This is a genomic window from Pelotomaculum propionicicum, from assembly GCF_048984525.1.
GTDB lineage: Bacteria > Bacillota > Desulfotomaculia > Desulfotomaculales > Pelotomaculaceae > Syntrophopropionicum > Syntrophopropionicum propionicicum_A.
Genome location: NZ_JBMGJC010000009.1, coordinates 12,344 through 34,078, shown reverse-complemented (window position 1 = coordinate 34,078; position 21,735 = coordinate 12,344). Strand labels below are relative to the sequence as shown.

Sequence of the window (21,735 nt, the reverse complement as noted above, 5' to 3'; positions counted from 1 at the left end):
CGAAGATGGTTTCATAATATTTTCGTTGAACAAGGAGGTATAAATCTTTTCGGCATGAGAAAAATCGCTGCGGTCCTGTGCCTGACATTTTTATTTTTATGGCCGGGCAGTTTGTCCGCGTCCCAGGTAATAGACAAAAGCCAGAATGAAAATATCCTTGTCTTCTGGACCAACGGAGACAGTTTAAAAGCGGTTACCTTAATGTGCGTGCGTGAGTCCGGCAATCCTATCGGTATTGTTGCCATCCCTCTGTTTGTCAGGGTTAAACACCTTGGCCGTGAATTTACTATAGCGGAGACTTACAACGCTATCGGCAGACCGGGCCTTACCGACTGCCTGGAGGATCTGTTTGGGATACCGATTGGCTGTTATTTATCTGTTGACCAGGCCACCCTGAACAAGGTCAGTTTTATGATTGGCCCGGTTTCAATGGACGGCGGCATCACCACGGTCTCTGATATTTTTGAAGGGACATACACCGACTGCAAGGTCGACCCCCAGGCTGAGGTGCGCCAGCTGGCGGCCCGGTTGGTGGAACCGCGTGTGATAATAAAAGCTCCCCAGTTGTTTTGGATTCTGGCAAGCGAAGTCAAGACCAACCTCAGCGGCAGGAGTTTGATGGGGATCTACAGGGTGATACAGGAATGCGGGCCGGGCGTCCTGAACAAGAAGGTGCTGCAGGGAAACGAATACTATGTCGGGGGCATTAAGTACCGCGATGTGCCGCCGGAAGCATGGGTCAAAACTCTGCAGTCAACGGTAAACGATGTATAAATATTTTCTAAAAAATGTTTATGACTTTTAAGGATTCCTTCTCCGGAATATGGCTGATCATTAGCTTCAGCTCCGAGATCTGTCCCCATGAGAGGGGAGCGTCTTTTGCCGCGATATATTCTCTGGTTTTTGCCATGGAGAACTCGATATTGTCAATTTCCTGGTGGTCGAGTACAGCCGGCCACCAGCCCGCTTTTTTGTCCCAGATCTTTTCCATTTCATCGGTCCTGGCCTGGGCTTGCTCCCATTCATTGTTTACCAGGACCTGTTCTATTTCCACGATGCTTTGCAGCATTTCATCGGCGGATGCCTGCAACAGGTGGTTTGTCCAGAAACTGAACGATATGATTACTGCCAATATGCTTATCAGGACCAGCATTAACCTCATTGTTAAACTCCTTGAATAATAAAGTCTTTATCATGTTATGAAAAATAATATCCATGGGGTTGAACTTACCCGGCAGTTGAACCCCGGAAAATGATTAAAACAATTATTAAAAATATTATTTTAATCTTGTTAATCTTAATAATCCTGTAAATCTTGTGATATATGTTTTTTAGATTCTTTAATCCTGTAAATCCGTCAATTTAATCTGCCAGAATCCTAATAGAGCTGCTAAACTGCTTTTGATTTTACCTGGTAGAGCAGCTTACCTTCCGTGTCAAGGTGCGCGAAAAGGACTTCCTTAAAGGACCTAACGCCGAATTTGCTCAGTTCGGAGCGCAGCCATCCTTCACTGAGATTTATCCTGGCCAGGTTCTTTTTGAAGACATACCCGTCTATAATAAGCGTGACAGGCAAACCCTCATATTTTGTGGGCAGGTTCAAATCTTCCGGCATAACAGGCCTTCTCTGCGATTTTGGGATAACGCTCAATTCGCCGCTTGTTTCAAGTATGGCAAATTCAACATCGGCGATGTTGGGCATATTTTTTGCCCGCAGCTGTTCCAGCAGGTCATTTATGTTATAGCGAATCCTGGCAAGCTCTTCCTCAACAATTTTTCCGTTCTCGACCAGGACACTGGGAGTGCCGCAGATAATGCCCCTGGCCCGTTCGCTTTTTAATGACAGGTAAGACATGGCGACCTGGGCCACGATCAGGGTGAATATCGGGAAAAGACCGGACAGAAGCGGCACCCCGGTGTTCTCCATCGGGATTGCAGCCAGGGCTGAAAGCATGATCACGATGACAAGCTCGTAAGGCTGCAGCTTGCCTACCTGCCTTTTCCCCATCAACCTTAACCCTATCACTACCACTGCAAATAATATAAGAGTACGTACAATACCTATCAGCATATGCTCTTTCCCTGCGTCTAGTTTTACCAATGTATCATTTGCCGGCAGCCGTTTTTTTATGTAATATCCTGTAAGGCAAAAAAGGATTCAGCCCCGGACATAGAATTATATTATGGACAGTTCTTTAAAGGCAGGTGCTGTAAATTGCCGGCAAATAAAAATTTGCCGCCGGGCCGGGAAAAAATGCCATGCCATAAGAACAGCGATATCCAGACATGCTGCTCCAAATGCGGTGAACTTCTGGAAAATAACCCGCCACCGGCAGTTGATGATGTTTTTGCCGATGACGAGTTCATCTGCCCGGCGTGCTGCTGCGGCATTTACATAGAAGTGAGAGATGAATAACGGCAGGGTGGATTGGGTATATAACCCCGCGGTCTGGGATGTCCTTAATAACAGGATGAAAGCAGAAAAATACATCCGGGATTAATCCTCCGGTGTTTAGCCGGCATTGCCGGCTGTTAAAGGGCCGGCGCATATTGCGGGTAACGAATGAGCATTTATATAAAAAGAGGGGGTATAAGGTTAATGGGCGGCAGTTTGATGAAGAATATAGGATTCGCTGAGATTTTGAAGATGGATGAACTGGTGGACTACCAGGAAGGAAGAGTGATCAGCCGGACCCTGGCGCAGCTTTCCCAGGTCACGCTCACGCTTTTTTCAATCAGTCAGGGGGAGGGGATCAGCGCGCACACGGCGCCGGGGGACGCCCTGGTGCAGGTCCTGGACGGGGAAGCGGAGATCACCATTGGCGGGAAGAATTTTAATGTGAAGGCAGGGGAAAGCATAGTTATGCCGAAAGGAGTTCCCCACGCCCTGGAGGCCAGGAAGAGCTTCAAGTTTCTCTTAACGGTAGTGAAGCCATAAAAATAAGTAAAAAGTGGTTGGGACCAACAGTCCCAACCACTTTTTATAAATTAATATCACCATGTATTTGTTCCGCATTTTTACTCGGGTGTTTTCATTACCGCGCCGGTGCTGGCTGACGTCACCAGTGCCGAATAGCGGGCCAGGTAGCTCTTGCCGGTCACTTTGGGCGCGGGCTTCTTCCAGCCGCTGCGCCGGGCGTTAAGTTCCTCGTCGGTCAGCTTGACTCTTAAGACACGGTTGGGGATGTCGATCTCAATGATATCGCCTTCCTGCAGCAGGGCGATAGGGCCGCCCTCGGAGGCCTCAGGCGAAACATGCCCGATGCTGGCGCCCCTGGTGCCGCCGGAAAACCGGCCGTCAGTGATTAAAGCCACGTCTTTGTCGAGCCCCATGCCGGTAATTGATGATGTGGGGCTCAGCATTTCACGCATGCCCGGTCCGCCCTTCGGACCTTCGTAGCGGATAATTACCACGTCGCCTTTAATGATTTGGCCTTCCATTATCGCCTCAAAGGCTTCTTCCTCGCTGTCATAAACCCGTGCCGGGCCGCTGTGCTTGAGCATTTCCCTGGCCACAGCCGACTGTTTCACCACAGCCCCGTCCGGAGCCAGGTTGCCTTTCAGGATGGCGATGCCGCCCTCCTTGCTGTATGGGTCCTCCAATGGACGGATAACTTCCTTGTTGCGGACCGAGGCGTTGCTGATGTTCTCACCAAGTGATTTTCCAGTTACCGTTTTTGTTTCCAGGTTAAGCAAGCCCGCGTCAGCCATTTGTTTCAACACCGCGGAGATCCCCCCGGACACGTACAGGTCAAAAAGGCGGTGCGTGCCGCCGGGGCTGAGCTTGACTATGTTGGGGACACGGGTGCTGATTTCATCGAAATCCTCGATCCTGAGCGGTACTCCTGCTTCGCTGGCGATAGCCAGCAGGTGCAGTACCGTGTTGCTGGAACCGCCGATAGCCATATCCAGGGCTATAGCGTTATAAAACGCAGTTAAAGTCAAAATATCCCGCGGGCGGATGTTTTCCCTGACCATCTGCACGGCCTGCTGGCCGGCCAGCTTGGCCAGCGCCTTGCGTTGCCCGTAGGGAGCCGGTATGGTGCCGTTGCCGGGAAGCCCTATGCCCAGCGCTTCCACCAGGCAGTTCATGGAGTTGGCGGTAAACAGCCCCGCGCAGCTGCCGCAGGTGGGGCAGGCGCTTTGTTCCATCTCCTCCATCTCGGCGGCTGTGATCGCCCCCACGGCATACGCTCCCACAGCTTCAAACATGGGCCGCACCAGGTCGGCGTTCTCGCCCATGTAGGAGCCGGTCAGCATCGGCCCGCCGCTGACGTAAACCGAAGGGATATTAAGCCTGGACGCTGCCATGAGCATGCCCGGCACGATCTTGTCACAGTTTCCTATGAGGACGAGCCCGTCGAACTTATGGGCTACGACCATGGTTTCAATTGAGTCGGCGATCAGTTCACGGCTGGCCAGGGGATATTTCATACCGTCATGGTTCATGGCGATGCCGTCGCATATACCGATAACCGGAAATTCCACCGGTGTGCCGCCTGCCGCCGACACTCCGAGCTTGGCAGCCTGGGCCAAATCACGCAGGTGGATGTGTCCCGGAATAATCTCGTTAAAAGAGTTTACAATGCCGATCAGCGGTTTCTTCAAGTCGTCCCTGGTATAACCCATGGCGTAAAAGAGGGACCTATGCGGCGCCCGGGCGACTCCCTGTGTTACCATCTCGCTTTGAAGACAACCCTTGTTCATATAAAAGCCTCCTTAATTAAATTGTCTATATATTTTAACATGACCGGGCAGCTTGTACCATGTATAAAAAAGATTATAAACCACTCAACTGAGTAAAACAATAGATTTTGACCACAGACAGCGTTTCTTCGTACCCGGTTGAGTATAGAATTTGGCTAAAATATGGCATGCCATATTTTTTCAGAAGGCACAGCAGAACTGGAATGTCTCTTATCGCGTCTAATTAGTATGAATTATTATAAAAGAAAGGATGATGGCGGGATGTCCAAACCCGCTGCAAAATGAGGTGACTGTCTTGAAAAAGATATTGGCGTTAGTATTTGTTATTATGATGATTATGCTGGCCGGGTGCGCTAAAACTGAAAAAACGGACGACAAGCAGTTGAAGCCCAATCAGGAAGAACTGATCAATCAATACCAGGTCATGATTGATGAAAACAAGCCTGCCAGGGAATTAGCCGCTTTTATCGAAATGAACAAAACCGGCCTCAGCCGGGAGAATATGGATAAAGCGGTTATAGGCCTTGTAGAAGTCCAGCAGGCACGGCTGAAAGACTATGAAGACAAGATGTTTTCCCCTGAAATAAATATTCCTTTAAATAGTTACAAGTACGAAGACCTGCTGCTGCTCCGGAATATAAAGGAAGAGGAGATAAAGAATTTGTTGCAGGACGCTTTCAGCAACGGTTATAAACTTTCCGCATCCGAGGGCATGTATTACCCTGAAATTGATTATGATAAAATACACAAAGATTTTGGCGGGCACGCTTCAGATAAAGTCGCCGGATACCTTGAGATTATGGCGGCCGAAAGCAACAAGCATTTTGCGTCGGATGCCGCCTTGATCATCAGCCCGGACGAACTGGCAAACAGAATTGTTAAGGCCGAAAAATTTATCGGCAGCTATCCTGATTTTGTGCTAATACAGCAGGTGAAGCAGTTCCACAACTATTACCTGACGGCTTATCTGCTTGGCTTAAACAACACCCCCTTATTTGACTACCAGACAGAAAAAGCAAAAAACAGTTTTATAAAAAGTTATGAAAATACAATTAACAGCCAAAAAGGAACGAAACTTGCCGGTTTGCTGGAGGAATACACGGCCCTTCTCAAAAAGTATGATTATAAGAAATCGGATGAAATAATGAATTTTGTAGACAGGGCGACAGCTGGTAAGTAAAACATTATCACCATTTATTCAAACCTGGCAGATTCTTTGCAATGACATTTAAGAATTTACAATTGCGTTTATTATTTTATCTGGTATAATCATCATAAGACCTTTGAAGGGGGGAGTGGCATGTTTTCAGGAGCATTTCAGCCTTTACACTTAGTACTGATTCTGGTAGTGGTTCTAATTATCTTCGGACCGGGTAAACTGCCGGATGTAGGCAAGGCCGTGGGTAAGACTATTCGTGAATTCAAGCGTTCTACGCAGGCAGATATCGAAGAAAATGAGGAAACAAAAGCTAAAGACCAGGCCACAAAAGCCTAAATTAAAGAGAAAAAATACAACCCGCCACCGGCGGGTTTTTGTTTGTTATTTTGATTGAACATGACATAACACAAACGGCATATTAAGTATCGAGAGTATATGAGGAGTGTAAACAAGGATTATTAAATTGATATTTTATCTCTTAAACTTAAAAATAAAAAATGAAATCATGTTAAATCCTAATAATCCTGTAAATCCTGTCGGGGTGTAATATGTTAGAATAATTGCAGAATTATTTAAAAAGAGGTGTTATCTCATGGAAAGTAAAATAGCAAAAGCAATTGGAATGAAGTATTCACCTGTCGCGGTGATCTTTACCGATGAAAAACCCGAGCCGGCCCTTCAGTTCAGGGAAGGCGCGTGGGGCTGCGCGGTATCCATGCTAAACGCCGCGGCCAAGGGAAGGACGGCTGTGTTTGACAGAAAGACTTTCGGCTGTACCGGCGGCGGCACGGGGTTGGGTTTTGGCGACACTTACAAGAATATCCCCGGGGGCCTGGAGTACTTCCTTTCCACGGGCAACAAGGAATTAGCCAATACTGAGATGGGCAGGAATATTATCAGGAACATGCCGTCCCTTGAACGCGGGGAACGATATCTGAAAAATCCTGAGATAGCAAGAAAATTTATTGATTCCCTGCCGGTGTTTGATGTTCCGACGGAATATATTGTCTTTAAGCCGCTGGATAAACTTAATGAAGGCGAAACTCCCGAGGCCGTCATATTCCTGGTCAATCCGGACCAGCTGTCCGCACTGGTGGTTTTGGCTAACTATTCGCGTGAATCAAATGATAATGTCATTGCGCCATTCGGCGCCGGGTGCCACAGTATCTGCATCATGGCCTACAGGGAAGCGAAAGCTGAGAGGCCCAGGGCAATTATCGGCCTTACCGATGTTTCCGCCAGAAAACAGGTAGGCAAGGATATCCTATCGTTCACAGTGCCTTTCAAGATGTTATTAGAGATGGAGTCGGATGTGGAAGGCAGTTTTTTAGAGCAAGAGGAATGGCAGAAAGTACGGGAAAGAAATTAATAATATTTTATTGCACATGATTAACAAGATGATCAGGATTTACAAGATTTTAAGTATTTTTTCATATATTTAATGTTTTTTTCCTTTAAAAATATCAAATCAAGTTAATCGGCTTTTAATCTTGTCAATCCTGTGAAAATCTTTTTATTAAAAGAGGCCGCTGCTGACAGCGGCCTCTTTTGTTATTCTTCCATGCGGACGCAGTTTCTTCCTTCGCTCTTCGCCTTATATAAGGCTTGATCGGCCCTCTTAAATATAGTATCGATGTTTTCCCTGTCGGCGGATTTTAGAGAGGACACTCCAAAACTCGCAGTTATTTTAATATTGTCCAAACCGGGAACTTCTAACTTGGGTACTGCCGCGCAGAGGCGGCAGGCTTTTTTATAAGCGTCTTCCAGACTGGCTCCCGGCAGACAAATAATAAATTCTTCACCGCCGTAGCGGCCGACAAAATCGTATGAACGGCACTGCTGCATGAGAAACTCCGCCATTTTTTTCAGGACCTCGTCACCTAGCTGGTGGCCGTGGGTGTCGTTAATGTTTTTAAAGAAATCTATGTCGGTAAGGATTACCCCCAGGGGCAAATTCTCCCGCCTGGCCCGGTTGATTTCAGCGTCGAGCTGTTTTTCGAAAGCCCGCCGGTTCAACGTGCCGGTCAGGTAATCGGTGTTTGAGAGCAGTTCAGCCCGCTTGCGGGCCTGCTCTTCTTTTCGCTTGGAAAGCACCAGGCCGCTGATGTCGTTAAAAGATTCATAAGTGGTTTTAGCCAGCTCCTCATAGGCTGTCTTGATCTCTTCGTAAGAAGCTTTAAGTTCCTCGTATTTTTTATCTTTTTTTCTGCCTTTCCCGGCCGCCCCGGTTTTAGTAAGGTCGCTGACAACACAGAACAGCATCTCTTCGTCATCAATACGGGCGCTCCTGGCGATAATCTCCACCGGGAAAACCCTGCCGCTTTTACCGCGCTGAGATGTTTTGATTTTCAAGGCTTGCCCGGCTGATTCTTTAAGCGCGTCTGAAATGTCGAATGCTGTATCCGGAGCGCACAGGTCCTCGAAGTTACCGGCCAGCAGTTCTTCGCGGTCATATTCGTACGCTGATGCCGCGGTGTCGTTCGCGTCAACGATGCGCCCGTCGTGTCCGATTAACAGGACAATATCATTGTTTTGCAGTAAGAGGTACTGAAAGAGGGATTGGAACATTTTTACCACCCATATCATATTAAATTTAATTAAATTCTAGAAAATATATCTTCGTCAAAAAATGACAATATTCCTTTAATTGGACTCAGCTAATAACATTTTTTTCTTTTCGCTAATATAATAGCATAAAATTCTGGAATGAAAAGCAGGAACGGTTGACATGGTAGTTATTAAAAACGAAGAGCTATGCACGGCGGGCAGTGACCACGCCGTATTTAGCTGGGTTACGCCGGGTCAAAAAGCTGACACCACCGTTTACCTGGGTGAGGCTCCCGGCACGCTTATCAAATATACAGGTCTGCCGGATACAGAATACCACCTGGCGGAAGTGCGCGGCCTGAAACCATCCACCCGCTACTGGTACGCTGTTGCGAGCGGCGGCGCCAGCGGCCCCCTGAACTCCTTTGTCACTTTGCCCGCGCCTGGAGGCAAACTGATATTTAGCCTGGGGCTTATAAGCGACACTCATATAGCTCTTGAAGACTCGGTAAACGATGTCAACGAAAAGTATTTCGGCAAACTCAGCAAGTACTCCGGTGTTCTTTTTGAACAGTGCGTCAGGGATATCAAGGCCAGGAATATTAACCTGGCCTTGATTGTGGGAGACCTGTCTGACTCGTCCAGCGGGCGGCAGTATCAAGTACTCGGAAAGGCCCTGCTGCCTGCGTTTGGTGATACTCCCTACTTGGCTTGTATCGGCAACCATGATAAATATCTTAAGAACGCGGGCTTGGGTGAGCTTGGATTTTTAAAATACGTGGCTGGCCGGGCAGAGACCCGGGCCAGTTTTAATATCCTGGGCCACCAACTGATTCTCATTGACAGCTGCGGACAGAACAAAGACTGGGGGGAGATCGGCGATGAGCAGATATCCTGGGTGGTGCAGCGGCTAAAGGAGGCAGCGGGCCGCCCGTCATTCCTTTTCCTTCACCATCCCTGCAACGGTTTTGATGTGTGGTTTGGCACAAAGGATTTTAGAAAGTTTCAGCAAGCCATAAGGCGCTTCCCTGATGTCAGGGGTGTTTTTTGCGGGCATATGCACCGCCATTATGTGAGCACCAGCCGTTTTATGACCGGCAGCCTGCCCTACGTCGTACTGCCCGCCACGGTCCAGTTCCCCTGCTCCTACGCGGTTATGAGAGTGCATGAAAAAGGCTTTGAGTACAATGCCTATAAAATCAGCAGGCTGGATTTGTCGGAAATGTCACGTGAGAGCACCATTCTCAAGGACCGGGGCAGGGCAGTTTTCAGCATGTACAGTTTCGGGGGTATAGGGGACCGCAGTATTACTTACAGCAGCGGGCGCCTGCACCGGCATAAACAGTATGAGCTGTCAGTTACACTGGAACATAAAAAAGCAATGGAATTGTTCATGCGGACCCAGTCGGCCGGAGGGGCAAGCTGCGTGCCGGCAGCCGAAAGCGGTAAAACGAGGGTGATACTGGGCCGCTATGATTCGCCCGGCCTGGCTTTAAGCTCGCGATTAAGCAAAATCCCGCTGTACGGCATAAAGGCTTCGATTATTAAAGAAGGCAGTTTCAGCTTGCCTGAGGAATTTATTAAAACTTACTATGAGTGAAAATGTCGAAAAAATTTTCTATAAATGAAGGAATTTCCTTTCTGCCGCCGAATATACATATATTTATTGAGAAACGTGAAAGTGTGGTGAAAATATCTTCGGTTTAAAATTGCAGGTCTTGTTATAGTACAGCAGCATGGCAGGTTACGGGAAGTACAGTAGTGTGGTAAACGTAGGATGGTAATACGGCAGGCAAGGGAATATTGTTTTATATTCTCTTTTGAGTAAAATAATTTTTACTGCTCGCCTAAAACTCCTATGGGGTTTTTTTTATTTTCTAAAAAGATTTAAGGAGGAAAAACTGTGAAAAAATTAAGGTTTGGCAATGGAAGGCGGAGATTTGCAAAAGCAACAGGCATGGTTTTACTGCTGCTGGCGGTGACGGCGCTGCTTGCCTTCACCGGCTGTTCATCGAAAACAACTGCCCCGGCAAAAAACCAGCAGGTGGTTGAACTCAAGCTGGCGCACTTTTTCCCGAGCACTCACCCTGCTGAGAAGGACCTGATCCAGCCCTGGGCCAAGGCTATTGAAGAAGCCACAAACGGCCAGGTGAAAATTACCAGCTATCCCCAGGAAACGCTGCTGAAAGCGGACGCGATCTATGACGGCGTCGTTAACGGCATCGCCGACATGGGGCTGTCGTGTTTCTCTTACACCAGGGGCCGTTTCCCCGCGCTGGAAGCTTTTGAGCTTCCCGGCGTTACCTACAATAACTCCAAGGTTGCCAGCAAGGTGGCCTGGGAAGGCATCAAGCAGCTCAACCCCAAAGAAGTGCAGGACACCAGGCTGATGATGGTTCTGACCACCGGCTCGGGAGACCTGTTTACAAAAGTCCCGGTGCAGAAAATGGAAGACTTAAAGGGATTGGAAATAAGGGCTACCGGACTCAGCGCCAAGACCCTGCAGGCACTGGGAGCGAACCCCGTGGCAATGCCGCAGTCGGACGCTTATGAAGCATTATCCAAGGGTGTGGTCAAGGGCAACCTGGGACCTGTCGAGGTGCTGCAGGGCTGGAAACAGGCCGAAGTCACACAGTATATTACCAAGACACCGTTCCTTTACAACACTCTGTTCTTTGTGACCATGAACCTTGACAAGTGGAACTCGCTGTCCCCTGAGACGCAGAAGGCCATTGAAAAGGTCAACGAGGAATACTTTGGGAAAGTGGCCATGGGGCTATGGGATAAGCAGAACGAAGCCGCCCTGAAGTACGCTGTTGATGAGAAAGGCATGACACTGCTCACTCTGCAGAAAGAGGAGGCGGACCTCTGGATAACAACAATTAAGCCGATCCAGGACGAGTATTTGGCCAACATGAAGGCAAAGGGCATCGAAGGCCGGCAGATACTGGACAAGGTCAAGGAACTGGCTGACAAGTACAATGCGGAATATAAATAGGCTGGCGGAGGTAAAGAGTTAAATGAAAATGTTTTCAGGCCTGGTCACGGGACTCAGCCGGGTGCTGGACCAGGCGGCCGGTTTTTTTCTGGTGACAACGATGGTTTTGGTCACTGTGAATATTCTGCTTCGTACGATAATCAAGGCGCCGGTCTTTGGCGCCTATGAGTACGTGGGCTTGCTTACCGCCGTGGTAATCGGGCTGTCGCTGGCCTTCTGCGGCGTGCAGAACGCGCACATTGACATCAGCCTTGTGGTGGATTGGCTGCCCGCCAGGCTGAGGGCCGTGCTCAACGCGCTGATCAACTTCATTTCAATGTGTTTCCTGGGGGGCTCCGCCTGGTATGTCGGGGCTTATGCCAGGAGCATGATGGACAGCGGGCTGGTCTCCTCCACAACCCAGGTACCGGTCTACCCCTTCGTTTTCCTGATCGCCCTGGGTATGCTGGTCTACTGCCTGGTTTTGCTGGTAAGGTCTATCGAATTTTTTGTTAAGGCGGCAACTGACAAATGACATCACTTACTATTGGTTTAATCGGCATACTGGTTTTCCTGGCCCTGGTCGCTATGAGGATGCCCATCGCGGTCGCCATGGCCCTGACCGGATTTGCGGGGTTCAGCTTCATGGTCTCCCCGCAGGCAGCCATGAACATGGTGGCCAAGGAGATGTACTCCAATTTATCTTCTTATTCATTGAGCGTCATTCCCATGTTCGTCTGGATGGGTTTCCTCGCCTATTATTCGGGAATCGGCACAAGGCTTTATGTTTTTGCTTACAAGATGATCGGCCATTACCCGGGCGGGCTGGCTATAGCGACGCAGGTAGCCTGCGCCGTATTTGGCGCTATTTGCGGGTCGAACACCGCCACTGCGGCTACCATGGGGGCGATTGCCCTGCCGGAAATGAAAAAATACAGGTACGATACTTCCATGGCCACGGCCAGCGTCGCCGCGGGCGGAGTCCTGGGCGTACTGATCCCGCCCAGCGTGATCTTCATAGTTTACGGCATGGCGACTGAGGAGTCGGTGGGTAAGCTGTTCATGGCCGGGATCCTGCCCGGTATTCTGCTCATGCTTCTGTATATAGGAGCGATTTATATCCTTACCCTGCGCAACCCGGATTTGGGGCCCGCCGGTCCGAAGTCGGGCTGGCGGGAGCGGGTTGATTCGCTGCGCGGCGGCCTGGGAGAGGTCCTGTTTGTATTTGTGCTCTCTATCGGCGGCCTCTTCGCCGGTTGGTTCACGCCCACGGAAGCAGGCGCGGTAGGAGCGGCGGGAGTCCTTGTGGTATCGCTCATTGAGAGGCGCCTGAGCTGGGAGGGCTTCAAAAAATCCCTCTATGACACCACGCGTACCAGCGCCATGATTATGTTCATGGTCGCCGGGGCCGTGATGTTTGGCCGCTTCATGGCCGTGAGCAGAGTGCCGTTTGAGCTGGCCAACTGGGCCGGCAGCCTGGCCCTGCCTCCCTTTGCCATCATGGGGATTATTATTTTCATATACCTGGTGCTGGGTTGTCTGATCGACGCGCTGGCGCTGGTACTGCTGACCATACCTATTTTTTACCCGGTTGCGGTCACAACTCTTGGTTACGATCCGATCTGGTTCGGGGTGATTATAGTCCTGGTGGTGGCCATGGGCGTGATCACGCCCCCGGTGGGCATGAATGTCTATATTATCAAGGGCATTGTGCCCGACGTGCCCCTGGAGGTAATATTTAAAGGGGTATGGCCGTTTTTATTCGCCATCATAATTTGTGTGGCGATCCTGATGATCTTCCCGCAGATAGCCACTATTCTGCCGGCTATGATATCATAGCAGTGTTTTTTTTGCGGAAGGCGGTGGCTGTCTTTGGGCTGCTCAAAACAAATCATTTAGAATTGAGCATAAGTTGTTTGCAAACTGGTAATATTTTTAGTGTATGCCATTTATCCACCCCCTGCTTCTTGTTGGAGCAGGGTTTTTCTTTATATGGTCGAATTCAAAATATGTTGAGGAAGGGGGATGTTATTGGCAGATAAAGCTCAAATCAAAAAAAATATAAAGAAAACTGAGATTGCCAAAAAAACTGCTTCAAATAAAAATGCTAACATAAAAGGCGCAAAAGGCAGTAAAGGCAAGTCTTCCGGGACTGTTAAAAAGTCTCGTAAATCATCCGGGGATGGAAAGAGGATAAGAAATATGATGATCATTGCAGTGGTCGCGTTAATAGTCCTTATAGCCGTTGCCGCGGCTTACTGGATAAATCAAAAAGCCCCCGGCGAAACGCCGACAGAAGCTCATACAGTTACCATGCAGACGACAAAAGGAGCTGTCACAATAGAGGTTTACCCGGATAAAATGCCGGTTACCGTGGCTAACTTTGAAAAGCTGGTAAAATCTAATTTTTATAACGGGCTGACGTTTCACCGGGTAGAGGACTGGGTGATTCAGGGCGGGGACCCCAAGGGCGACGGCACCGGCGGGCCTGGCTGGACAATACCGCTGGAGACCTCCCCGGACCTGGAAAACGAACGGGGAGCGGTGGCAATGGCACGGAGCCAGGAGCCCGACTCCGCCGGCTCGCAGTTTTATATTCTTAAAAATGACGCTGCGGGGCTGAATGGTAAGTACGCTGTTTTCGGCAGGGTTATTCAGGGAATGGATGTGGTTGATCAAATTAAGGCCGGGGACAAGATGGAGTCAGTCAGCTGGGATCAATAACTTTGACATAAATGAGTATGAAAAATATCACAGGTTTAATAAGATTAAAAAGATTAACAGGATTTTTAAAAAAACTTAAAGTGAATGAATATTAGAATATAAAAAAATATAAAAATTTATTTATAATCTTGTAAATCCTGATAATCCTGTAAATCATGTGAAAAATGTTTTGAAAACCTGTAAATCCTGTCAATGGGAAATACAAAAAAAGGAAAACCCCGCTTTTTTTTAAGAAGCAGGGTTTTTTGACTTGTTAATTGCTGTTTACTTGACTTCCATGGCAATATTGATCATATTTTTCTTCAGGGAGATAAATTCTACCTGGAAGAGTTCCTTGCCGTCTAAGACGTCATAGACAATTGCGTTGGTGACAGGGATGAAATCACTTGATGACAGCAAAAAATCATTCAGACGGATATTAACAGATATATGTATGCTGCCGACGATTCTATATTTATCAGTCAGAAAAACAACCGGACAGGCATACTTTTTTACACTTTGTGAGGGGTCATTTTTAATTAAACTACTTTCTGCGTTTTTTTCGCTGTCTTTAAAAGCATCCCTTCTGTCGCCAAGAAGCATATAACTACCTCCTAAGTTTCTTTCTAATTTTTTATTTTCTCTATATTTAGATAAATTCCTTTTGATTTTACCAAAATATATGAAATAAATTAATAAGTGCCTATGCTTTTATATCGGAAACTTTTCTGGTAAATTTAGCTTTCAAATACACAAAAATTTCTATATTACTAATATAAAAATTTTGGTCAGCAGTGGTCAAAATAAGTTGTGTTATAATAAAAACAAAAAGGAAGTTGATTAATGACCAAAAAGAACATGGTTTTCCGGATCATTAAAAAGTATTTTTTCTTAATGGTCGGCGCTGTCCTGGCCTCAGTAGGGCTGGAAATATTCATGGTACCCAATAATATTATAGATGGCGGGATAGTGGGGATTTCAATCATTTCCAGTACTCTCACCAATCTTCCTCTGGGGGCGTTTATATTTTTTCTGAACCTGCCTTTCCTTTTTATAGGATACAAGCAGATAGGAAAAACTTTTGTAATATCGACTTTGTTCTCGGTAACTGTCCTGTCGATCGGCGTAACGATTCTACATCCTATTCCCGGACTGACCAAAGACGTCTTGCTTGCCGCTGTTTTTGGCGGCATAGTACTTGGCCTTGGCGTGGGCTTGATTATCCGCTACGGAGGTTCTTTAGACGGCACTGAGATTGTAGCTATTATCCTCGATAAGCGAACTGGCTTTTCCATCGGTGAAATTGTGATGTTCTTTAATATCTTTATTTTAAGCAGCGCCGGGTTGTTTTTTGGCTGGGATAAAGCGATGTATTCATTGCTCGCTTATTTTATCGCCTTCAAGATGATCGATATTACAGTGGAAGGTCTGGACGAATCTAAAGCGGTAATGATTGTATCTGAAAAACCGGAGCAGATTGCTGAAATGCTGATGGCCCGCCTGGGCAGAGGGGTTACCTTTTTAGATGGGAGAGGCGGTTATTCCGGCGAGTCAAAAAGCGTTTTGTATTCAGTGATAACACGTCTCGAAATCGCTAAATTGAAAGCTATCGTTGACGAAGTTGACGAAGGTGCTTTTATCACCATTAGTGATGTCCATGAAGTTATGGGCGGCAGGTTCAAGAAAAGAGCGATCCACTAACTCAATAGCCGTTTATAACCCGCAAGCCCTTATCTGCAAGGAAATGCGGGTTTTATAGTCAAAGAGGCTCTATTTACCATAAATGGTAATAGGAGTCCATTCTTTATAAATAAGGAAAAATTGTTATTCTGATTATAATTGTGTTAACATAAGTAATGGAGCATTTATAAAGGACGATTGGGATCGATATGAAGGAGCGCGAGCTAAAAAAAAATAACGGCCTGGATGCCGGGCTGCGGGCTCTGCACGATATATTCACCGTAACCGGGCCGCAAATGTTGGACATCGCCGAAAAATTTTATGAAGCCATGCTGGCCGGCCTGGCAGGACAAAAAGGGCCGCTCAAAATGCTGCCTTCTTTTTTAAGCGTCCCCACCGGAAAAGAGTGCGGGGTGTTCTTATCAGTTGATTTCGGCGGCACCAATGTCAGGGTCTCTTTAATCGAGCTGCGGGGGAACGGCCGGATCACAGTCATAAAAAAGATATCAACCCCGTTAAAGGAGCCCGGCAGGTATGATTACACCTCTTCAGCCGCGACAGGCCGGGAGCTTTTTGGCTTTCTGGCCGAACAGATAGCTGGTCTTGTCCGACCCGGTGAAAATATTCCCCTGGGCCATACCTTCTCATTTCCCACTGAAATGCGCTCCCTGAACCAGGCTGTGCTTATCGGCTGGACCAAGGAGTTCAAGACAGGGATGACGGAAGGAAGGGATATCACCCTCCTCCTGCGTGAAGCTTTACAAAGGCAGGGCCTGCACGGGATCAGGCCCGTGGCCGTAATAAACGACACCGTGGGCACACTGCTGGCGGCGGCATACGGCGACCCTCACGCGGACATCGGCTCTATCTGCGGCACCGGGCATAACACTTGCTATCTTGAGCCGCGGCCGCCGCACCATAACGGTCCGGTGATCATAAATATTGAATCCGGGAACTTCGACATGCTCCCTTTAAATGACTTTGACCGCCAGCTTGATCGTCACAGCGAAAAGCCCGGTGAGCAGGTGCTGGAAAAAATGGTATCCGGCCGTTACCTGGGCGAGCTGATGAGGCTGGCTGTCCTTGACCTGGTGCAAAAGGGATGCCTGTTTCAGAAGAATAGCGGTAATATAACGGGTTTCCCCTTCAAAAACAACAGCCTTGGCGCGGAGCATATGTCCCTGATGCTGGGTGACGGGAGCGACGGTCTCACCGGGACGGCGGCCTGGCTCAAAGAGCACGCGGGGATGCGGGACCCCTTACCCGTGGAACTCAGCGCCCTGAAAACCATCGCTTCCCTGTTGACAACCAGGGCTGCCCGGCTGGCGGCGGCAACATACGCCGGTGTGCTGCGGCGCCTCGACCCTTTTTTGAAACTGCCGCATACAATAGCTGTTGACGGGTCTCTTTATGAAAAGACGCCTGGTTTTGCCTCGCACCTGCGCCTGGCCCTGGATGAAATTTTACGGGAAAGGGCGGGCCAGGTGACAGTGAAACCAGCCAAAGACGGCTCAGGCATGGGCGCGGCCATTGCCGCCGCCATTGCCGCAGCTTCCGAAGAGATGCTATAAAGACACTTTTTGCCGGGGTGAATACATTGATAACGCTTGGTTTATGTATAGGGGCTTCAAATATCGGCCTGGTTTTGCTGGAGAAGGACGCGGACAACAGCGTCAAGTTATTGCAGTCCGGGACCGCGCCCCATGAAGGCAACCCCCGCGGCGCCATCACGAAAATGGTTAGCGCGGGGCTTTTGCAGTCTGTAGACAGGGTTGCCGTCACGGGGAGAAAGCTGAAAAGCAAGGTCAACGCTTCCACTATCTCTGAGCCGGAGGCGGTGGAGTATGCCTACAGCCATATCAGGCAGGCTTACAGGAACGTAGACGTCATAATAAGTGCCGGCGGGGAGACTTTTATAGCTTATAAGCTGGACCGGGAAGGCAGGATTATAAACGTCTTCACCGGAAACAAGTGCGCTTCCGGCACAGGCGAGTTTTTTCTGCAGCAGATAAAAAGGATGGACCTGGCCGTGGAAGAAGCCGTATCTATCGCCGACCTGGAAAACCCGTATAAAGTTGCGGGAAGGTGCTCGGTTTTCTGTAAAAGTGACTGTACCCACGCATTAAACAAGGGCGCTCAAAAAGAGCGGGTAACAGCCGGGCTCTGTGAAATGATGGCGGTAAAGGTGCTCGAGCTTTTAAAGAAGACCGAGCGGCAAAGGGTAATGATAGTGGGCGGTGCGTCCGCCAATACGGCCATGATAGATTTTATTAAAAAAGAAATTCCCGATCTTGTTATCCCCGCACAGGCAAATTATTTTGAGGCATACGGGGCCGCCCTGTGGGCGCTGGAGGCTGGGACAAAACCGGTGCGGGATCCCGTCGACCTGTTTATTGAAGGTGAAAGCTCATTTTCAACCCTGCCCGCCATAAAAGACCACTTGCCTAAAGTGACATTTAAGCGGGCCATCCGCCGGAAAGCGCAAAAAGGTGATGTCTGCATTTTAGGTCTGGATGTAGGGTCCACGACCACCAAGGCCGTGGTTATGAGGACAAGCGACAACGCGATCCTGGCCAGCTGTTACCTGCGGACGAACGGTGATCCAATCCGGGCCTCACGGTATTGTTACAGAGAGGTGAACAGGCAGCTGGAGGAGGAAGTCCGCATAACCGGGCTGGGCGTGACCGGCTCAGGCCGGCAGATTGCCGGGCTGCATGCCCTTACCCCGGCGGTGATTAACGAAATAATCGCCCATGCGGCGGCCGCGGTTTATTTTGACCCGCTGGTGGACACCATTTTTGAAATCGGGGGCCAGGATGCCAAGTATACCTATATTACCAACGGGGTAGCATCTGATTACGCCATGAACGAGGCGTGCTCCGCGGGGACTGGTTCCTTCCTGGAGGAAGCAGCGCGGGAGTCCTTGTATATCAGCACGGAGGAAATAGGCGATATCGCCCTCGAGAGCAGCAGGCCGCTCAATTTCAGCGACCAGTGCGCGGCTTTTATCAGCAGCGACATCAAAAGCGCCATCCAGGAGGGGGCGGCGGTGCCGGACCTGGCCGCGGGCCTGGTCTATTCGATCTGCATGAATTACATCAACCGGGTTAAAGGCAACAGGGCTGTCGGGCGCAAGGTCTTCATGCAGGGCGGCGTCTGCTACAATAAGGCGGTGCCGGCGGCCATGGCCGCCCTTACCGGCAAGGATATCATCGTCCCTCCGGAACCGGGCTTGATGGGCGCCTTCGGCGTGGCGCTGGAGGTAAAAAACAAGCTCGCCCTCGGCCTGCTGGAGCCGATGGCTTTTGACCCCGCTGAACTGGCGGAACGGGAGGTGTCGTACGAGGACCCGTTCACCTGCGCCGGAGGCAGGGAAAAATGTGACAGGAAGTGCTCCATCAGCCGGATCAAAATTAAAGGGAAGGTATATCCTTTTGGGGGAGCCTGCAACAAGTACGCCAACCTGGTAAGAAATAAAAAAGATATCGATACCGAGGAGCTCGACCTGGTGAAAGTGCGCGAAAAACTTGTATTTGAAAAATACAGCGCCGGCAGAGGCACGCGTTTACTGCCGCCAAACAACAGGACGGTGGCGATTAACAATTCACTTTTAACGAACACGCTGTACCCCCTTTATTACAACTTCTTCTCGGCGCTGGGTTTTGAAGTGCTGCTGTGCGGCGAAATTAACGAAGAAGGCGTTGAAAGAAGAGGGGCGGAGTTCTGCTACCCGGTCGAGATCGCCCACGGGTCGCTGATGGGGACAATCCGGCAAAATCCAGATATTTATTTCCTGCCGCACGTGAAATCGATGCCGGTCGCCAACGGCATCGAGACCAGCGTGACCTGCCCGTTTGTCCAGGCGGAGCCTTATTACCTGAAAGCAGCTTTTGATGAACTAAAAGGGAAAAAGGTCTTAAGCCCTGTACTCAATTTTTCTGACGGATATGAGAGCGAGCGGGAAAATTTCATAAAAATAGGGAAGGAATTGGGCTTCACACCAGGGGTTACTACCAGGGCATATAACATGGCTGTCAGCGCGCAAAATGAATTTGCCGCCGAGTGCAAAGCTATCGGCAGGGAGTTCCTGGCGGAGATGGAGCAGCGCCCGGAAGACATGGCTGTCGTGCTATTTGGCAGGCCGTACAACGCCTTTACCCATAAGGCCAACATGGGTATTCCGCAGAAATTCGCCTCCAGGGGCTGCCGGATTATTCCCCATGACTTTTTGCCCTGCGACGATGAGGAACCGGCCGAAAACATGTTCTGGGCGCTGGGACAGACGATCCTGAAAACAGCCAGGTTTGTAAAACGCCATCACCAGCTTTTCCCCGCCTATATAACAAATTTCAGCTGCGGTCCGGATTCATTTATAGTGGGATTTTTCAGGTTCATCATGGAACAGAAACCTTCCCTGACCCTGGAACTGGACAGCCATTCGGCGGACGCGGGCCTGGATACCCGGATTGAAGCGTTTCTTGACGTCGTTAAAAGCTATATTGAAATAAACAGGGATAAAGGACCCCGGAAGGCCCGTCCTTTTAAGCCCGCGCAAATCATTAGTGAAAACGGCGCGACCTGGGTGGTTGACTCCAGGGGAGATAAATACGGCCTGACCCACCCCAGGGTCCATGTGTTGATCCCGTCCATGGGAGACATGGGGTCGAAGATGCTGGCGGCCTCACTGAGGCATCTCGGAGTCAGGTCAACAGCTGTGCCTTCGCCGGCCGCGGCGGAATTAAAGATCGGAAAAGGACATGCGACCTGCAAGGAGTGCCTGCCCCTGATCCTCACTGTGGGCAGCTTGTTCGGCTACCTGGACAAAAGGGTTGACGACAACGAGCTGCTGGTCTATTTTATGCCGACCTCTTCCGGCCCCTGCAGGTTCGGGCAGTACAACGTCCTTATAAAAAACCTGATCCAGAAGCTGCAGGTGGAAAACGTGGCGCAGATTTCCCTTAGCTGTGAGAACAGCTACGCCGGCCTGGGCGCTGACTTCAGTATCAGGGCGTTTCAAGCGGTCATAATTTCTGATGTGCTGGAAGAGATATACAGCGCAGTCCTGACCATTGCCAGGGATAAAGAGATGTCAATGAAAATATATAATAAAGTCTGTGCGGATATCATCGACAGCGTGGAAAAGGACAGCTGGCCAAAACTCAAAGAAAAACTGCGCCAGGCAGCCCGCTCGTTAAAGGCGATTGAAGTGCTGCAGCCCCTGTCCCATACGCCCAAGGTGGCCCTGGTCGGCGAGATATACGTGAGGCGGGACGGATTTTCCAGGCAGTACCTGGTGGAAAAACTGGCTCAAAAAGGTATTATGGTCAGGACCGCCCCCATCGCCGAATGGATATATTACTGCGATTACCTGATTAAGAACAACCTGAGCGCCGATACTGCAAGAAAAGGGTTTATCGGCACGTTTATCGAACAGTTTTTTAAAAATTCTTATGAAAAGAGCATCAAAGAAATCTTCTCTCATTCCGGCCTGTACGAGGCGCACCGGGTCGACGTGGAAAGGATGATCGGCAACGTCACTGATTTAATCTCCCCCAGCCTTACAGTCGAAACAATATTGACAGTCGGCTCGGCCATCACCGAGGTGGTGGAGGAGGTGGCGGGCGTCATCTCAATCGGTCCTTTCGGCTGTATGCCCAGCAGGATTGCGGAAGCTGTCATAAACACGAAGATGAACGAAAGAAAAATTGAGGTCGCCAGGGATAAAGAGCTGGTGGCAAAAGTAATGCAGCGCTGCCCGTCGCTTCCGTTTATCGCGGTGGAGACGGACGGCAACGCTTTTCCCCAGGTAATCGAGGCCAGGCTGGAGATATTCTGCCTGCAGGTGAAAAGGATTCACAGGCGGATCCAGGAAATGAAAAGCGGGGGCAGGTTTAAGGCGGCAAACCTAATTTAACATTATTGATTGTTATAAGCGGGAAAAATGAAATGCCTATCGAATAAA

General features: G+C 49.3%; 19 protein-coding genes. 14 read left to right on the top strand and 5 right to left on the bottom strand.

Annotated features, from left to right (window positions below):
• The first annotated feature begins 54 nt into the window (after nt 1–54).
• Nucleotides 55–774 (top strand): hypothetical protein, encoded by a 720-nt coding sequence (locus ACOBQJ_RS11125; RefSeq protein WP_421071839.1) that lies wholly within the window; start codon nt 55–57, stop codon nt 772–774.
• Between the two features lie 7 nt (nt 775–781).
• On the opposite strand, the gene ACOBQJ_RS11120 is transcribed toward ACOBQJ_RS11125, so the two are convergent.
• Together ACOBQJ_RS11120 and ACOBQJ_RS11115 are read right to left on the bottom strand one after the other, a co-directional pair.
• Nucleotides 782–1,162 (bottom strand): DUF4363 family protein, encoded by a 381-nt coding sequence (locus ACOBQJ_RS11120; RefSeq protein ID WP_421071838.1) that lies wholly within the window; start codon nt 1,160–1,162, stop codon nt 782–784.
• Nucleotides 1,163–1,390: 228 nt separating this feature from the next.
• Complete coding sequence (locus tag ACOBQJ_RS11115) at nt 1,391–2,071, bottom strand: DUF421 domain-containing protein (RefSeq protein WP_421071837.1); 681 nt, start codon at nt 2,069–2,071, stop codon at nt 1,391–1,393.
• 144 nt (nt 2,072–2,215) lie between these two features.
• Between ACOBQJ_RS11115 and ACOBQJ_RS11110 the strand changes: the two genes are divergently transcribed.
• A complete protein-coding gene (locus ACOBQJ_RS11110) occupies nt 2,216–2,416 on the top strand; it encodes a hypothetical protein (protein ID WP_421071836.1) in 201 nt (66 codons plus the stop codon).
• Between the two features lie 183 nt (nt 2,417–2,599).
• Nucleotides 2,600–2,938, top strand: a complete 339-nt coding sequence (locus tag ACOBQJ_RS11105) for a cupin domain-containing protein (RefSeq protein ID WP_421071835.1) — start codon at nt 2,600–2,602, stop codon at nt 2,936–2,938.
• Nucleotides 2,939–3,018: 80 nt separating this feature from the next.
• Here ACOBQJ_RS11105 and ilvD read toward each other — a convergent pair whose 3' ends face one another.
• Nucleotides 3,019–4,707, bottom strand: a complete 1,689-nt coding sequence (gene ilvD / locus ACOBQJ_RS11100; protein WP_421071834.1) for a dihydroxy-acid dehydratase — start codon at nt 4,705–4,707, stop codon at nt 3,019–3,021.
• A 295-nt stretch (nt 4,708–5,002) separates the two neighbouring features.
• Here ilvD and ACOBQJ_RS11095 point away from each other — a divergent pair, with 295 nt between their 5' ends.
• The 3 genes from ACOBQJ_RS11095 to ACOBQJ_RS11085 all read left to right on the top strand — a co-directional run bounded on the left by ACOBQJ_RS11095 (nt 5,003) and on the right by ACOBQJ_RS11085 (nt 7,235).
• Nucleotides 5,003–5,887, top strand: a complete 885-nt coding sequence (locus ACOBQJ_RS11095; protein ID WP_421071833.1) for a hypothetical protein — start codon at nt 5,003–5,005, stop codon at nt 5,885–5,887.
• Nucleotides 5,888–6,007: 120 nt separating this feature from the next.
• Nucleotides 6,008–6,202: a twin-arginine translocase TatA/TatE family subunit gene (gene tatA, locus ACOBQJ_RS11090; RefSeq protein ID WP_421071832.1), complete on the top strand. Its 195-nt coding sequence runs from the start codon at nt 6,008–6,010 to the stop codon at nt 6,200–6,202.
• A 256-nt stretch (nt 6,203–6,458) separates the two neighbouring features.
• On the top strand, nt 6,459–7,235 hold the full coding sequence (locus tag ACOBQJ_RS11085; RefSeq protein WP_421071831.1) for a DUF169 domain-containing protein: 777 nt from the start codon (nt 6,459–6,461) through the stop codon (nt 7,233–7,235).
• A gap of 182 nt (nt 7,236–7,417) precedes the next feature.
• Here ACOBQJ_RS11085 and ACOBQJ_RS11080 read toward each other — a convergent pair whose 3' ends face one another.
• Nucleotides 7,418–8,434 carry a sensor domain-containing diguanylate cyclase gene (locus ACOBQJ_RS11080; protein ID WP_421071830.1) on the bottom strand — a complete coding sequence of 339 codons (1,017 nt, stop codon included), beginning with the start codon at nt 8,432–8,434 and terminating at the stop codon, nt 7,418–7,420.
• Nucleotides 8,435–8,594: 160 nt separating this feature from the next.
• On the opposite strand from ACOBQJ_RS11080, the gene ACOBQJ_RS11075 reads away from it, so the two are divergent.
• The 5 genes from ACOBQJ_RS11075 (at nt 8,595) to ACOBQJ_RS11055 (ending at nt 14,114) form a co-directional block, all read left to right on the top strand.
• Nucleotides 8,595–10,013, top strand: coding sequence for a metallophosphoesterase (locus tag ACOBQJ_RS11075; protein WP_421071829.1), 1,419 nt, complete (start codon nt 8,595–8,597; stop codon nt 10,011–10,013).
• A 303-nt stretch (nt 10,014–10,316) separates the two neighbouring features.
• On the top strand, nt 10,317–11,411 hold the full coding sequence (locus ACOBQJ_RS11070) for a TRAP transporter substrate-binding protein (protein ID WP_421071828.1): 1,095 nt from the start codon (nt 10,317–10,319) through the stop codon (nt 11,409–11,411).
• 22 nt (nt 11,412–11,433) lie between these two features.
• Entirely contained in the window at nt 11,434–11,925 is a 492-nt protein-coding gene (locus ACOBQJ_RS11065) for a TRAP transporter small permease (RefSeq protein WP_421071827.1), read from the top strand.
• The gene (locus ACOBQJ_RS11060) at nt 11,922–13,229 is read left to right on the top strand and encodes a TRAP transporter large permease (protein WP_421071826.1); all 1,308 of its coding nucleotides are present in this window, start codon (nt 11,922–11,924) and stop codon (nt 13,227–13,229) included. Before ACOBQJ_RS11065 ends, ACOBQJ_RS11060 begins: the two co-directional genes overlap by 4 nt.
• A gap of 192 nt (nt 13,230–13,421) precedes the next feature.
• Nucleotides 13,422–14,114, top strand: a complete 693-nt coding sequence (locus tag ACOBQJ_RS11055; protein WP_421071825.1) for a peptidylprolyl isomerase — start codon at nt 13,422–13,424, stop codon at nt 14,112–14,114.
• A 264-nt stretch (nt 14,115–14,378) separates the two neighbouring features.
• On the opposite strand, the gene ACOBQJ_RS11050 is transcribed toward ACOBQJ_RS11055, so the two are convergent.
• A complete protein-coding gene (locus tag ACOBQJ_RS11050) occupies nt 14,379–14,696 on the bottom strand; it encodes a hypothetical protein (protein WP_421071824.1) in 318 nt (105 codons plus the stop codon).
• Between the two features lie 240 nt (nt 14,697–14,936).
• Here ACOBQJ_RS11050 and ACOBQJ_RS11045 point away from each other — a divergent pair, with 240 nt between their 5' ends.
• The 3 genes from ACOBQJ_RS11045 to ACOBQJ_RS11035 all read left to right on the top strand — a co-directional run bounded on the left by ACOBQJ_RS11045 (nt 14,937) and on the right by ACOBQJ_RS11035 (nt 21,687).
• Entirely contained in the window at nt 14,937–15,794 is an 858-nt protein-coding gene (locus tag ACOBQJ_RS11045) for a YitT family protein (protein WP_421071823.1), read from the top strand.
• A gap of 188 nt (nt 15,795–15,982) precedes the next feature.
• Nucleotides 15,983–17,344 carry a hexokinase gene (locus ACOBQJ_RS11040; protein WP_421071822.1) on the top strand — a complete coding sequence of 454 codons (1,362 nt, stop codon included), beginning with the start codon at nt 15,983–15,985 and terminating at the stop codon, nt 17,342–17,344.
• Nucleotides 17,345–17,370: 26 nt separating this feature from the next.
• On the top strand, nt 17,371–21,687 hold the full coding sequence (locus ACOBQJ_RS11035; protein WP_421071821.1) for an acyl-CoA dehydratase activase: 4,317 nt from the start codon (nt 17,371–17,373) through the stop codon (nt 21,685–21,687).
• Nucleotides 21,688–21,735: the final 48 nt, after the last annotated feature.